This window comes from Pseudomonas reinekei (assembly GCF_001945365.1).
Lineage (GTDB): Bacteria > Pseudomonadota > Gammaproteobacteria > Pseudomonadales > Pseudomonadaceae > Aquipseudomonas > Aquipseudomonas reinekei.
Genome location: NZ_MSTQ01000001.1, coordinates 548,271 through 562,730 on the forward strand (window position 1 = coordinate 548,271; position 14,460 = coordinate 562,730).

At 61.7% G+C, this 14,460-nt stretch carries 12 protein-coding genes; 3 read left to right on the plus strand and 9 right to left on the minus strand.

The window, feature by feature from the left end; genetic code table 11:
* Positions 1-33 precede the first annotated feature (33 nt).
* Positions 34-423: a RidA family protein gene (locus BVK86_RS02485; protein WP_075944902.1), complete on the plus strand. Its 390-nt coding sequence runs from the start codon at positions 34-36 to the stop codon at positions 421-423.
* A gap of 112 nt (positions 424-535) precedes the next feature.
* Here the strand turns inward: BVK86_RS02485 and BVK86_RS02490 are convergent, their stop codons facing one another.
* The 7 genes from BVK86_RS02490 to BVK86_RS02520 all read right to left on the minus strand — a co-directional run bounded on the left by BVK86_RS02490 (position 536) and on the right by BVK86_RS02520 (position 8,990).
* Positions 536-2,533: a peptidase U32 family protein gene (locus BVK86_RS02490; RefSeq protein ID WP_075944903.1), complete on the minus strand. Its 1,998-nt coding sequence runs from the start codon at positions 2,531-2,533 to the stop codon at positions 536-538.
* A 163-nt stretch (positions 2,534-2,696) separates the two neighbouring features.
* The gene (locus tag BVK86_RS02495; protein WP_010459079.1) at positions 2,697-3,077 is read right to left on the minus strand and encodes a RidA family protein; all 381 of its coding nucleotides are present in this window, start codon (positions 3,075-3,077) and stop codon (positions 2,697-2,699) included.
* Positions 3,078-3,232: 155 nt separating this feature from the next.
* Positions 3,233-4,081 (minus strand): ureidoglycolate lyase, encoded by an 849-nt coding sequence (locus BVK86_RS02500; RefSeq protein ID WP_075944904.1) that lies wholly within the window; start codon positions 4,079-4,081, stop codon positions 3,233-3,235.
* Positions 4,082-4,119: 38 nt separating this feature from the next.
* Positions 4,120-4,860 (minus strand): SDR family oxidoreductase, encoded by a 741-nt coding sequence (locus BVK86_RS02505; protein ID WP_075944905.1) that lies wholly within the window; start codon positions 4,858-4,860, stop codon positions 4,120-4,122.
* Positions 4,857-6,239, minus strand: coding sequence for an MFS transporter (locus BVK86_RS02510; RefSeq protein WP_075944906.1), 1,383 nt, complete (start codon positions 6,237-6,239; stop codon positions 4,857-4,859). The genes BVK86_RS02505 and BVK86_RS02510 overlap by 4 nt, the downstream gene beginning before the upstream one ends.
* Before the next feature lie 91 nt (positions 6,240-6,330).
* Entirely contained in the window at positions 6,331-7,911 is a 1,581-nt protein-coding gene (locus BVK86_RS02515; protein ID WP_075944907.1) for an aldehyde dehydrogenase (NADP(+)), read from the minus strand.
* Positions 7,912-8,039: 128 nt separating this feature from the next.
* Positions 8,040-8,990 (minus strand): LysR family transcriptional regulator, encoded by a 951-nt coding sequence (locus BVK86_RS02520; protein WP_075944908.1) that lies wholly within the window; start codon positions 8,988-8,990, stop codon positions 8,040-8,042.
* Between the two features lie 114 nt (positions 8,991-9,104).
* Here BVK86_RS02520 and BVK86_RS02525 point away from each other — a divergent pair, with 114 nt between their 5' ends.
* A complete protein-coding gene (locus BVK86_RS02525) occupies positions 9,105-10,286 on the plus strand; it encodes a fumarylacetoacetate hydrolase family protein (RefSeq protein WP_075944909.1) in 1,182 nt (393 codons plus the stop codon).
* A 48-nt stretch (positions 10,287-10,334) separates the two neighbouring features.
* Positions 10,335-12,122: an IlvD/Edd family dehydratase gene (locus BVK86_RS02530; RefSeq protein ID WP_075944910.1), complete on the plus strand. Its 1,788-nt coding sequence runs from the start codon at positions 10,335-10,337 to the stop codon at positions 12,120-12,122.
* Between the two features lie 45 nt (positions 12,123-12,167).
* Here the strand turns inward: BVK86_RS02530 and BVK86_RS02535 are convergent, their stop codons facing one another.
* Positions 12,168-13,166, minus strand: coding sequence for a bile acid:sodium symporter family protein (locus tag BVK86_RS02535; RefSeq protein WP_075944911.1), 999 nt, complete (start codon positions 13,164-13,166; stop codon positions 12,168-12,170).
* A 118-nt stretch (positions 13,167-13,284) separates the two neighbouring features.
* Positions 13,285-14,406, minus strand: coding sequence for an agmatine deiminase family protein (locus tag BVK86_RS02540; protein ID WP_075944912.1), 1,122 nt, complete (start codon positions 14,404-14,406; stop codon positions 13,285-13,287).
* Between the last annotated feature and the right edge of the window lie 54 nt (positions 14,407-14,460).

Consider the following 14,460-nt stretch of genomic DNA (forward strand, 5'->3'; position numbering starts at 1 on the left):
GAGTCCCTCCATCGTTAATCGAAGGAGGTTGTCATGAGTCAGCGTGATGTTGTTTTCCCAGCCGGACGCCAGGCGCTATACGAGCGCAATCGCTACTCGCCGGCGATCCGCTCCAATGGTTTTTTGTTTGTGTCGGGGCAAGTGGGCAGTGCCGAGGATGGCTCGCCCGTGGCAGATCTGGAGGAACAGGTCCGGCAAGCGTTCAACAACCTGAACGGGATTCTGAACGCGGCCGGTTGCAGCTTCGACGATGTAGTGGACGTCACCGTCTTCATGGTCGATCCCCAATCGACGTTCGAGAGGATCTGGAAGGTGGTGCCGGAGTTCTGGGGCCGGGCACCGCATCCGACGTTGACCGCCGTCGGCGTCACCTGGCTCTACGGCTTTGAGTTCGAGATCAAGGTCATCGCCAAGCTTGCCTAAACCTCTGCAAGCCAAGCCGCTGATAGCCGGTGCAGGCGCAAGCTTGCTCGCGATAGCGTCGGTTCAGTCAACGCCATCGCCAGCAGGCTCCCCCCACAAGCCCCTTCAGCGCTTAGTGAGGCGCGCGCGGGATGGTTTTGAGCAGGTCTTCGGGGCTGATGTGGCCGACCACCGGCTGAACGCTGCCCGGTTGTGGCAGGCCAAGGATGTGGCCTTTCATCTTGCCGATGATGTGCATTTCACACGGCTTGCAGTCGAATTTCAGCGTCAGCACTTCATCACCGTGAATCAGTTGCATCGGCGCGACCTTGGTGCGCACGCCAGTCACACCCTTCGCCTGTTTCGGGCAGAGATTGAAGGAGAAACGCAGGCAGTGCTTGGTGATCATCACCGGCACCTCACCGGCCTCTTCGTGTGCCTCGTACGCCGCGTCGATCAGCTTGACCCCGTGACGGTGATAGAAATCGCGGGCCTTCTGGTTGTAGACGTTGGCCAGGAACGACAGGTGTGACTCCGGGTACACCGGTGGCGGTGAAGTTTCGGCCTTGCGTGCACCACGGGGATGGGCGGCAACCCGTGCCTCGGTCAAGGCTTCAATCACCTCACGGCGCAAGGCCTTGAGCTGCGAGTTCGGGATGAAGAAGGCCTGCGGCGCATCGAGCTTGATGTCGATGGCGTGGTACTGCGTAGTCCCCAACTGACCGAGCAGATCCTGCAATTGCTCCAGTGCCTGTTCCGGCTTGTTGGCGGCGCCGAACGGGCCATTCAACGTGACGCTGGCGCTGACGCCCTCTTCACTGGTCGCCGTCAATTCAAGCTGCTCTTCGCGCAGGCGAGCGACCCAACGCAGGGCCACACGACGCTCGGCAGAGGTCTTTTGCAACGCCTGCTGCCAGTTGTGATCGAGGTTGCGATTGAGCGGATGGTTGGGGCGCAGCTTGTACATCCCTTCCGGCATTTCGTTGGGCTCGACGCGATAGCGATAACGCTTCTCGCCGTCCTCCTCGAACTCGCCTTTGGGTTCGGCGATGTTCGCACGAAAACCCACGACTTCACGCTTGACCAGCACGTTGAGACCATCACCGTTGGACAACGGCTCGTGCGTCACGACCTGCATGTCGCGCTTGGCGACTTTTTCGACGATGCCCACGGGCAAACCGGTGAAGGTCGGCGAGTCAAACGCGCCAATGTCGATCTTGCGGTCAGTGACGAAGTAATCGGTGCTGCCACGGTGGAAGGTTTTTTCCGGGTCGGGCAGGAAAAAGTGCGCGGTGCGGCCGCTGGAGGCGCGGGCCAGATCCGGACGCTCTTCGAGCACGGCGTCGAGGCGCTGGCGGTAATAGGCGGTGATGTTCTTCACATAGCCCATGTCCTTGTAGCGGCCCTCGATCTTGAACGAACGTACGCCCGCTTCGACCAGGGCGCGGATGTTGGCGCTCTGGTTGTTGTCCTTCATCGACAGCAGGTGCTTTTCGTAAGCGATCACGCCACCCTTTTCATCTTTGAGGGTGTACGGCAAACGACAGGCCTGGGAGCAGTCGCCACGGTTGGCACTGCGGCCGGTCTGCGCATGGGAGATGTTGCACTGCCCGGAGAACGCCACGCACAGGGCGCCGTGGATGAAAAACTCGATCGCCGCGTCGGTCTCGTCGGCAATGGCGCGGATTTCCTGCAGGTTCAGTTCGCGGGCCAGAACCAGTTGCGAGAAGCCGGCCTGGTCGAGGAATTTTGCCCGCGCCAGGGTGCGGATATCGGTCTGGGTGCTGGCATGCAGCTCGATCGGCGGGATGTCCAGTTCCATCACGCCCAGGTCCTGGACGATCAGCGCATCGACACCGGCATCGTACAGTTGGTGGATCAGCTTGCGGGCCGGCTCCAGCTCGTTGTCGTGCAGGATCGTGTTGATGGTGGTGAACACCCGGGCGTGGTAACGACGGGCAAATTCCACCAGTTCGGCGATCTCGCTCACTTCGTTGCAGGCGTTGTGGCGGGCGCCGAAGCTCGGGCCACCGATGTAGATCGCATCGGCGCCATGCAGGATGGCCTCGCGGGCGATGGCTACGTCGCGGGCGGGGCTGAGCAATTCCAGATGATGTTTGGGCAGGGACATAATATTTTTTAGTCAGGCTGTCACGGTCGAGGCGCGCATTGTACCGGTGAAACGCCTGACCGGCACCCGTAGGCTGCCGGGTGGCGTTCGCTTGGGCCTGACTGGCCCCAATCCCTTTGGGAGCGGGCTTGCCCGCTCCCACAGGTTTTGTGTGTTGCTGCGGTCAGGCCTTGGCCGCCATCGCGGTGACTTCCACGCGCATGCCTTCCACCGCCAGTGCAGCCACGCCAACAGCGGCGCGAACCGGCCATGGCTTGGCGAAGAAGCGCTTGTACACCTCGTTGAAAGCCGCGCGGTCGGCCATGTCGGTGAGGTAGATGGTCAGGTGCAACACGCGATCCATGGAGCTGCCGGCACGCTCCAGCGCCACTTTGAGCGCTTGCAGGGTGCATTCGCTTTGCAGGGTGATATCGCCCAGCTCCAGGCTACCGTCGGCGCGGGTGGGAATCTGCGTGGAGACCAGCATGCCGCCGAAACCGGCCACGTCGGAGGAAATGGAGTCTGCGTCGGGATCGGGCGTGAACGTGATGTCTTGGTTGGCCATGGGAGTCTCTTGCTGATTAGGTAAGGGGCGCCGCCGCGGTACATCGCAGCGACGCCTTTGCGCAGGGAGTTTACCGCATGTTTTTTGTTCGCCTATCCACCCGGTTGGCTATTCGCGCTGTTGCCGCCGCTGTTGCCGGGGCAATGGTGCCTTCATCAGTCCGCTTGCACAGTGGTTTGAAGCTGCTCACCCAGCCCGGTGATTCCCAAACGCATGGTTTGCCCCGGGCGCAGGAAGACCGGATCGGGCTTGATCCCAAGCCCGACGCCGGGTGGCGTGCCGGTGGAAATCACATCGCCCGGTTGCAGGCTCATGCAGCGGCTCAGGTAGGCAATCAACTGCGGCACAGTGAAGATCAGGGTCCGCGTATTGCCCTGCTGGTAGCGATGGCCGTCGACATCGAGCCACAGATCCAGTGCATGCGGGTCGGCCACTTCATCGCGGGTCACCAGCCATGGGCCGAGGGGACCGAAAGTGTCGAAGCCCTTGCCCTTGTCCCACGTGCCGCCGCGCTCCAGTTGCCATTCGCGCTCTGACACATCATTGATGACGCAGTAGCCGGCAACATGCTCCATGGCATTGGCTTCGTCGATGTAACGCCCGCCCTTGCCGATGACCACGCCGAGTTCCACCTCCCAATCGGTCTTGCGCGAGCCGCGCGGGATCTCGATGTTGTCGTTCGGGCCGCAAATGGCGCTGGTCCATTTGTTGAAGATGATTGGCTCTTTCGGCACCTCCATGCCCGACTCGGCTGCGTGGTCGGCGTAGTTCAAACCGATGCAGATGAATTTGCCCACCTGCCCGACACACGCACCGATGCGCGGATGGCCCGGTACGATCGGCAGGCTGGCGGGGTCAATGGCGGCAAGCGCCGCCAGACCGGCCGGGCTCAAGACCTGCCCGGCGATATCCGTAACGTGACCCGAAAGGTCTCGCAGCTGATTGTCGGCATCCAGCAAGCCAGGTTTTTCCGAGCCTTTTTCGCCATAACGCAACAGTTTCATGGGGTTCTCCTGCTCAAACCAAAAAAACACATCCGGGTTCAGATACTCATGCCGCCATCGATGACGTGCACACCGCCCGTGGTATACGCCGAAGCATCGCTGCCCAGGTACAAGGCCAACCGGGCGATTTCCTGTGCGGTACCGATTCGGCCCATGGGCTGGCGATCGAGGAATTGCTGGTAGACCTGCGCTTCATCAACCCCCTGCTGTGCGGCTTGAGCGGCGATGCGCTCGCGCAGGGACGGTGACTCCACGGTGCCGGGGCAGATCGCGTTGCAGCGAATGCCTTGGCCGATGAAATCGGCCGCGACCGCTTTTGTCAGACCGATCACCGCCGCCTTGCTGGCAGCATAGGCGAACCGGTTGGGCACGCCCTTGACGCTGGAAACCACCGACGACATGTTGATGATCGAGCCGCCGCCCCGCACCAGCATGCCCGGCAGAAACGCGCGGATCATGCGGTACATGGCGGTGGCATTGATGTCCATCGAACGCGCCCAGGCCGCTTCGTCACACTCGAGAATATTGCCGCTGTGCACGTAGCCGGCGCAGTTGAACAACACGTCCAGCGCACCGATGCGTTCACAGGCGTCGCTGATGGCGCTGGTCGACGTCACGTCCAGGGTCATTGCGTTGATGCCTTCGATGCCCGCCAGTGCGTGAATGTCGATATCACTGGCGTACACCTCGGCGCCCGCCTCGGCAAAGGCCATGGCACTGGCCAGGCCGATGCCCTGGCCGGCCGCCGTGACCAGTACCCGTTTGTTCTGCAGGTTCACGCAGTTTCCAGTTTGGCGCTGGTGGCGGCGGTTTTCGGGGTTCTGCCGAGCATCGCGGCGGGGATCATCAGGATCAGGCCACCGCTGATGAACAGGCAGGCCGCCAGTACGTAAGTGCCGTTATTGATATTGCCGGTGAGGTTTTCCGCCACGGCGGTGATCATCGAGCCGGTGAAGCCCGACAGGTTGCCGATGGCGTTGATCATGCCGATCCCGGCAGCCGCCGCGACCCCCGAAAGCACGGTACCCGGCAGGGTCCAGAAAATCGGCATCAGGCTGAGAATCCCCGAGGCGGAGACGCTGAGGAACAGCACCGACAGCACCAGGTTGTCAGCGAAATACGCACTGAGGATCAGCCCCACGCCACCGATGAAAGCCGGAATCGCTGCATGCATCCGGCGCTCGCCGGTGCGGTTGGAATGACGGGCATTGAGCAGCATCGCCACCACGGCCACCGCGTAAGGAATGGCCGTCAGGAAACCGATGTGCAGGCTGTTGGTGATGCCGGTGCTCTTGATGATCGACGGCATCCAGAACGCCAGGCCGTAAAAACCGGTGTTGAAGGTCAGCAGGATCAGCACCAGCAGCCACACGCGGGGGTTGAAAAACACCTCGCTCAGGCGTGAAGCCTTACCCTGATTGTCGGTTTGCAGATTGGCCTTGAGCATGGCTTTTTCAGCCGCCGACAACCACTTGGCCTTGTCGATGTTATCGGCCAGGCAGACGATTACCACGAAGGCCATGATGATCGAAGGGATGCCCTCGATGATCAACATCCACTGCCAGCCGGACATGCCGTGCACGCCTTGCATGCTGTTCATCAGCCAGCCGGACAAGATGCCGCCCAGGGTCAGGCTGATCGGCATGGCCATCAGGAACCCGGACATCACCCGGCTTTGACGGTGGGTCGGAAACCAGTAGTTGAGGTAAAGGATCACGCCAGGGAAGAAGCCGGCCTCGCAGATACCCAGCAAGAAGCGCAGCACGTAGAACATCGTGCTCGATTCAATGTGAAAGAAGCCCGCCAACGGCACGGTGTAGGCCACGGCCATGGAGATCACTGCCCAGCTCAACATGATCCGGGCAATCCAGAATCGCGCGCCGAAGCGATGCAGCAACAGGTTGCTCGGCACTTCGAACAGGAAGTAGCCCCAGAAAAACATGCTGGCGCCAAGAGCATAGATGGTGTTGCTGAATTGCAGTTCGTTGAGCATGTCGAGCTTGGCAAAGCCGATGTTGACGCGGTCCAGGTACGCCGCCATGTAGCACAGCAGCAAGACGGGCAGGATGCGCCAGATGACTTTGCGGTAGGTGCGGTCTTCAAAATCGAGTTGGCTGGCTTGCGCCTGCGCGGGCAAATGCTCGGATATCGTTTGCATGGAGGTAACCCCTGGGCATGTGGACATGCCTGATTGTTTTTATCGAATGGGTCACGCCGAGCGAGCGGTTCGCCCGGCGGTAAAGCGATGACTAGAGCGCCTGGGCGGTTTTTTCTCCGTTGACCAGGCGCGTCAGCCCCAGTGGATTGCTGTTCTTCAGGGCCTCGGGGAGCAAGGCGTCGGGGAAATTCTGATAACACACCGGACGCAGGAAGCGCTCGATGGCCAGGGTGCCCACCGAGGTGCCACGGGCATCGGACGTCGCCGGCCAAGGGCCGCCGTGGACCATCGCGTCACAGACTTCAACCCCGGTCGGGTAGCCGTTGATCAGTACGCGACCGACCTTCTGCTCCAGCGTCGCCACCAGATCGTGGGCTTGCTCCAGTTCTGCCGCTTCACCGAGCAAGGTCGCGGTCAGTTGCCCGCGCAAACCCTGCAGTGCCGCCAGCAGTTCAGCGCGGTCAGCCACCTCGACCACCACCGTGGCCGGGCCGAAGATTTCTTCCTGTAGCAGCTCATTGCCGTTCAACAACAGGCTGACATCCGCCTGGAACAATTGCGCCCGCGCCTGATTACCCTGCTGCGCCTGCCCTGCCAGATGGGTGATCTGTGGATGCGCCAGCAACGTTTCACAACCCTGTACGTAGCTGCGCAGGCCGCCGGCATTGAGCATGGTCTGCGCCGGTTGATCGGCGATCAAGGCGCCGAGCACCTGCACAAAATCCGTGAACGCCGGCGAGCGTATGCCAATGACCAACCCGGGGTTGGTGCAGAACTGCCCCGCCCCCATCACCACCGAGGCAGCCAGTTCAGCGGCAATACGTGGGCCGCGAACCTGCAAGGCCTCAGGTAACACCAATACCGGATTGATGCTGCTCATTTCGGCGAACACCGGGATCGGTTGCGGGCGCGCTGCCGCCATGTCGCACAGCGCCCTGCCCCCCTTAAGCGAACCGGTGAAGCCGACCGCTTGAATCAGCGGATGCTTGACCAATGCTTCACCGACGCCAGCACCGAAGATCATATTGAACACACCCGCGGGCATGGCGGTTTTTTCAGCGGCACGAATAATCGCCTCGGCCACCCGTTCCGCTGTCGCCATATGGCCACTGTGCGCCTTGAACACCACCGGGCAACCGGCCGCCAGCGCAGCAGCGGTGTCACCGCCAGCCGTGGAGAACGCCAGGGGAAAGTTGCTGGCGCCGAATACGGCCACCGGGCCGACACCCATTTGGCACTGGCGCAGATCGCCACGGGGCAATGGCTTGCGCTCAGGCATTGGCAAATCGATACGCGCGCCGTGGAAATCACCGCGACGCAGGGCCTGGGCGAACAGACGCATCTGGCCGCTGGTGCGGGCTCGTTCACCCTGGATGCGTGCCGCAGGCAAAGCGGTTTCCTGGCAGACCAGGCTGATGAAGTCTTCGCCCAGTGCATCCAGCTCGGCCGCGATGGTCTCAAGGAACTGTGCACGACGCTCGGACGGCAAATGCCGATAGATCGGGTAGGCCTGATGGGCCGCCGTGGCGGCAGCCTCCACTTCTTCGATTGTGGCTTGCTTGAACGCGGTGGGCAGTGATTCACCGGTAGTGGCATCAACGCTGTACAGCGTCACCGTCCCGGCAGCACGGCGGCCACCGGCGATGAAATTGTGTCCGGACAGTTCGGGCATGACAGTCTCCTGACCCTGATTGATAGCTGGTCGATACTCTACTGTCGCGAACCGATTCTTTCCCAATGGCATTTTTGGATTAACCGATAACGGATCGTTATCGAAATGCACCCACGGTTTTGCGTCGTTCAATTGGCCGAATCACGGGCCAACCGCGCATTCTCCTTGAGAATTTCGGCAAATTCCAGGGCGGCGCCTACCAGTTTCTCGCCCTTGCGGGTGAGGATCCCGTAATCCTGCGGGACCAGGTGCAGCGGCGTGTCGAGGGTCTTGAGCTGGCCGCTGTCGAGCAGCGGGTTGACCATCGCTTTGGGCAACATGCCGATCATTGGGCCGCGCTGCAAAACCTGCAGGAAGGTTTGCATCGAAATCGTGTCGACGGTGTTGCGCGGCATCCCGACCCCGGCTTCGGCAAAGGCCAGTTCCATGCGTGCGCGAATCGGCGTGCCGACCGGGTAGAGAATCCACGGCAGGTCCACCAACTGCTGCAACGACGTCGGGCCGGCGTCGGCCAATGGATGGCGATTGTTGACCACGATGCAGAACGGTTCGGGCGCCAGCGGCTGAAAGTCATAACGTTGCTGCTGGCTCTGATCGGTGAAGCGCGCAACCGCCAGGTCGAGCTTCTTCTGTTCGAGCATTTCCATCAGGTGATTACTGGTTTGCTCCACCACTTCGATCGACAGCAATGGCGCGCGCTGCTTGATTTGCAAAATGGCTTCGGGCAAGGCGACCGCCGTCGCCGCAAAAATCCCGCCGACCTTGAGATGACCATGCCCGCCTTCGCGCAGGCTGCTGATTTGCTCGACGAACGAGCGCGCATCGTTCAAGGCAATCTGCGCATAGCGCAGCACATGTTCGCCCAACGCCGTGGGCGGCATGCTCCGTGGCTGGCGTTCGAACAACGCAAAGCCCAACAGGCTTTCGATTTCCTTGAGCATCTTGCTGATGGCCGGCTGGCTCAGGTTCATCTGCTGGGCTGCCAGGTGCATGTTGCGCGTGCGGCCCAACGTGTCGATCAGCAGCAAATGCCTGAATTTGAGCCAGCCGCAAACGCTGGAAAAGGACAGTTCTGACATGTGCGTTCCTCGACGAAGTAATAACCTGGCGTTATCGAATACTGAATATATCTCATTGGAGTTTATCGACTGCCCGCCCTAGCGTGAAGGCTTTACGAACCAGGAAGATCCGCCATGTCACTAATGCTTACCCCCGAAAACACCCTGCCGGCTGACGGTGTGGCCGGCACTTTGATCGGTCGCGCCTGGGTTCCGGGCACGATCGCCGGGCCCTCGCCGATCGTCCTGCGCGCGGATGGCGTTTTTGACCTGTCGGAACGTTTCGCGACACTCAGTGACTTGCTGGAATCGGACGCGCCATTGTCAGCGGTGCGCCAGACACCGGGGACTTTCATCACCAGCATCGAAGCGTTACTGGCCAACACCGGCCCTGACGCCGATCCGTCAAAACCCTATTTATTGCCACCGCTGGACTTGCAGGTGATCAAGGCCGCCGGCGTGACCTTTGCCGCCAGCATGATCGAGCGCGTGATCGAAGAGCAGGCCGGCGGCGATGCCGCAAAAGCCGAAGCCGTGCGGACTACCGTACACGCGGTGATTGGCGACAACCTGCGCTCGATCGTTCCGGGCTCCGAGCAGGCCATGCGCTTGAAAGCCCTGTTGATTGAACAAGGCATGTGGTCGCAATACCTGGAAGTCGGCATCGGGCCAGACGCGGAAATTTTTACCAAAGCCCCGGTGCTGGCCGCCGTCGGCAGCGGCAACCGAATCGGCATTCACCCAGGTTCCCAGTGGAACAACCCGGAACCGGAAGTGGTGCTGGCGGTGAACAGCCGGGGCCAGATCCATGGCGCAACGCTGGGCAACGACGTCAACCTGCGGGATTTCGAAGGCCGCAGCGCCCTGCTGCTGAGCAAGGCCAAAGACAACAATGCGTCCTGCTCGATCGGACCGTTCATTCGTTTGTTCGACGAACACTTCAGCCTCGATGACGTGCGTGCCTGCGTGGTCGACCTTCAGGTGCAGGGCGAGGACGGTTACCGCATGCAGGGTTCCAGCTCGATGAGCCAGATCAGCCGCGACCCGCAGGATCTGGCCGGCCAGACGTTGAATGCCAATCACCAATACCCCGATGGTTTCCTGCTGTTTCTCGGTACCCTGTTCGCCCCCACCGAAGATCGCGATCATGTCGGCAGCGGATTCACCCACAAGCTGGGTGACCGGGTCAGCATCAGCAGTCCGTTGCTGGGCAGCCTGCACAACCAGGTCACCCACAGTTGCGAGGCCGCACCGTGGACCTTTGGCGTCAGCGCCCTGCTACGCAACCTCGCCGCCCGAGGACTGCTCGCCCGCTGAAACCGCAACAGATTGTCGAACCATCCAATGACAAGAGAGACCTGAATCATGAGTGACACCCCCAAGCGCCGCCTGCGCAGTGAGCAGTGGTTCAACGACCCTGCCCACGCGGACATGACTGCCCTGTACGTCGAACGCTACATGAACTACGGGATGACCCGCGAAGAACTGCAATCGGGCCGCCCGATCATCGGCATTGCCCAGACGGGCAGCGACCTGACCCCGTGCAACCGTCATCACCTGGAGCTGGCGCAACGGGTCAAGGCCGGCATCCGCGATGCCGGCGGCATTCCCATGGAATTCCCGGTGCACCCGATTGCCGAACAGTCGCGGCGCCCGACCGCAGCGCTCGACCGCAACCTGGCTTACCTGGGGCTGGTGGAGATCCTCCACGGCTACCCGCTCGACGGCGTGGTGCTCACCACCGGTTGTGACAAAACCACCCCGGCCTGCCTGATGGCCGCCGCCACCACCGACCTGCCCTCCATCGTCCTGTCCGGCGGGCCGATGCTCGACGGCCACCACAAGGGTGAGTTGATCGGTTCCGGGACAGTGCTCTGGCACGCGCGCAACCTGATGGCTGCCGGGGAGATCGACTATGAAGGGTTCATGGAAATGACCACGGCGGCATCGCCGTCAGTCGGGCACTGCAACACCATGGGCACCGCCTTGTCGATGAACGCTCTGGCCGAAGCCCTGGGCATGTCGCTGCCCGGTTGCGCGAGCATTCCGGCGCCGTACCGTGAACGAGGGCAAATGGCCTATGCCACCGGCAAGCGCATCTGCGAACTGGTGATGCAGGACGTGCGCCCGTCGCAGATCATGACCCGCGAAGCGTTCGAGAACGCCATTGCCGTGGCTTCGGCGCTGGGCGCCTCGAGCAACTGCCCGCCACACCTGATTGCCATCGCCCGGCACATGGGCGTCGAACTGAGCCTCGACGACTGGCAACGCATAGGCGAAGACGTGCCGCTGCTGGTCAACTGCATGCCGGCGGGCAAGTACCTGGGCGAAGGCTTTCACCGTGCGGGCGGTGTGCCGGCGGTGATGCATGAACTGCAAAAGGCCGGACGCCTGCACGAAAACTGCGCGACGGTCAGCGGCAAGACCATCGGCGAGATCGTCAGCAGCACCCTGACCAGCAACGCCGACGTGATCTACCCGTTCGAAACCCCACTCAAGCACCGCGCCGGCTTCATCGTGCTCAGTGGCAACTTCTTCGATAGCGCGATCATGAAAATGTCGGTGGTGGGCGAGGCGTTTCGCAAGACGTATCTCTCCGAACCGGGCGCGGAAAACAGCTTCGAAGCGCGTGCCATCGTGTTCGAAGGGCCGGAGGATTATCACGCACGGATCGACGACCCGGCGCTGGATATCGACGAGCGCTGCATCCTGGTGATTCGTGGCGCCGGCACTGTGGGCTATCCCGGCAGTGCCGAAGTGGTGAACATGGCCCCGCCAGCGGCGCTGATCAAGCAAGGCATCGACTCTCTACCCTGCCTGGGCGATGGTCGCCAGAGCGGCACCTCGGCCAGCCCGTCGATTCTCAACATGTCCCCGGAAGCCGCGGTGGGCGGTGGCCTGGCGCTGCTCAAAACCAACGACCGCCTGCGTGTGGATCTGAATGCCAGGTCGGTCAACCTGCTGGTCGATGAAGACGAAATGGCCCGCCGCCGCGCCGAATGGACGCCAAACATCCCGGCCTCGCAAACTCCGTGGCAGGAACTCTACCGGCAACTGGTCGGCCAGCTCTCCACCGGCGGCTGCCTGGAACCGGCCACCCTGCACTTGCGAGTGATCGCCCGCAGCGGTGGCGAGCCTCGGCATTCGCACTGACCGGCCCGTGAGCGTCCAGCTAACCCATGGCTTGGCTGGACGCCATCAAGGATCGACTTGCCCCATCAACTCGGGCACCGATTCCGGGCGATTGGCGTAGCGCTGCGCAAGTACCGCGCAGACCATCAACTGAATCTGATGGAACAGCATCAACGGCAGGATCAGCACGCCGATGGTACTGCCGGCGAACAGCACCTGAGCCATCGGCACGCCGGTGGCCAGGCTTTTCTTCGAGCCACAGAACAGGATGGTGATACGGTCCTCCTGGCTGAAGCCGAAGGCTTTGCCGAGTACCGTGGAGGCCACCAGCACCAGCCCCAACAGCACGCAGCAGGCCACCACCAACCCGGCCAGGTCGCGCAACGGAATCTGATGCCAGATGCCTTCGATCACGGCCTCGCTGAACGCACCGTAGACCACCAGCAGAATCGAACCCTGATCGACGAACTTCAGCCAGCCCTTGTTGCGCGCCACCCAGGCGCCGATCCAGCGGCGGGCGATTTGCCCGGCAATGAACGGCAGCAACAGTTGCATGCTGATTTTCAGGATGGCATCGAGTGTCGAACCGCCGTCGCCATGCACGTCCAGCAACAACGTCACCAGCAATGGCGTGAGAAAGATCCCGAACAGGCTCGACGCCGCCGCGCTGCAAATCGCCGCCGGAATGTTCCCTCGTGCCAACGAGGTAAAGGCAATCGCCGATTGCACCGTGGCGGGCAATGCGCAGAGGTAGAGCATGCCCATGTAGAGGTTGTCGCCAATCAACGGCGACAGGACCGGCTTGAGCGCCAGGCCGAGCAATGGGAACAGGACGAAGGTCAGACCGAACACCAGCAAATGCAAACGCCAGTGGCCGGCGCCGGCGATGATCGATTCGCGCGAGAGCTTGGCCCCGTGCAGGAAAAACAGCAGGGCAATGGCGATGTTGGTCAACCAGCCGAAACCGACGGCGACCTGGCCGCTGGCTGGCAGCAGACTGGCGAGAATGACTACACCGATCAGGGTCAGGGTGAAGTTATCGGGTAAGAAGCGCGGGCGAGTCATCGGGATCATCCGGGTTGGCCAGGAACGTGATCTCGACTGTACCCCCGCGGCGAATTACCGACTAACGCTAACAAGCCAGAACCCGTCGCCTAAAGGACAAATCAGCGCCTCAAGCCATTCAAACCCACGGCTGATGGCTGGTCACGCAGTGAATGCCACCGCCACCGGCAGCGATCGCATCGATATTCAGCTGCACCACTTCCCGGTCAGGATAAAGCTGCGACAGCAGGTCGAAGGCTTTGCGGTCGGCGGCCTTGTCACCGAACTCGGGAGCGATGATGGCGCCGTTGATCACGAAGTAATTGATATAGCCCGCGGCGAAATCCGGGTTGTGACGGCTGAATTTATTCTGCCGCGGCTTGAGCGGTGGCGACACCGTATGCACCTGCAACGGCCGGCCATCAGCGTCCGTAGCCTTTTTCAGGATGTCCAGGTGGGCGCGGGTGACCTTGTAATCGTAGGACTGCGGATCATTGTCGAGGTTGGCAATCACCACGCCCGGCTTGACGAAGCGGGCGTAAAAATCTACGTGGGCGTCGGTGATGTCCTTGCCCTTGATGCCAGGCAACCAGATGATTTTGCGCAAACCCAGGCGCTCTTTCAGTGCTTGCTCGACGTCGGCCTTGCTCCAGTCGGGGTTGCGATTGTGATTGATCCAGCTGCTTTCGGTCATGATCCCGGTGCCGTGGCCATCCACCTCGATGCCACCGCCCTCGCCCACCAGTTCGCTGCGCAAGTAACGTGCTTCTTGGGTGTCGGCCACCAGCGCGGCCACTTGTGCGTCCTTGTTGTGGCGCTGCTTGTTGCCCCAGCCGTTGAAGTTGAAATCCACCGCGCCCAGCCCGCCCTTGCCATCGACAACAAAATTGGCGCCGATGTCGCGCATCCAGATGTCGTCGAGCTCGGTGATCACATAGGTGATGTTTTTCGTGCCGCAGTGTTCTTCGGCCAGATCCCGCTCATTTTCGCGACAGAACACCGTGACCGGTTGAAAATCGGCGATGGTGCGCGCGATCACGCCGAGGGCCGCTTGCACGTCGCCCGTGAAGTCTTCCCAGATGGCGTCCTGGGCGCCAAATGCGATAAACGCCTGTTGCTGCCGATCGCCTTCATCCGGCATATACCAACGGCCCTCGCCTGCTGCCAGCACTTGCACGGGGCTCAGCCCCAAGCCGATGAATGCGGCGGTCATACCGGCGGCAACCGATACGTGCTTGATGAATTCGCGACGCGTTGTCATGTGTCTGTTTCCTGAAGGGTGGGCAAAGGCCGGCGTGGGTGTGCCGGCCGGCAA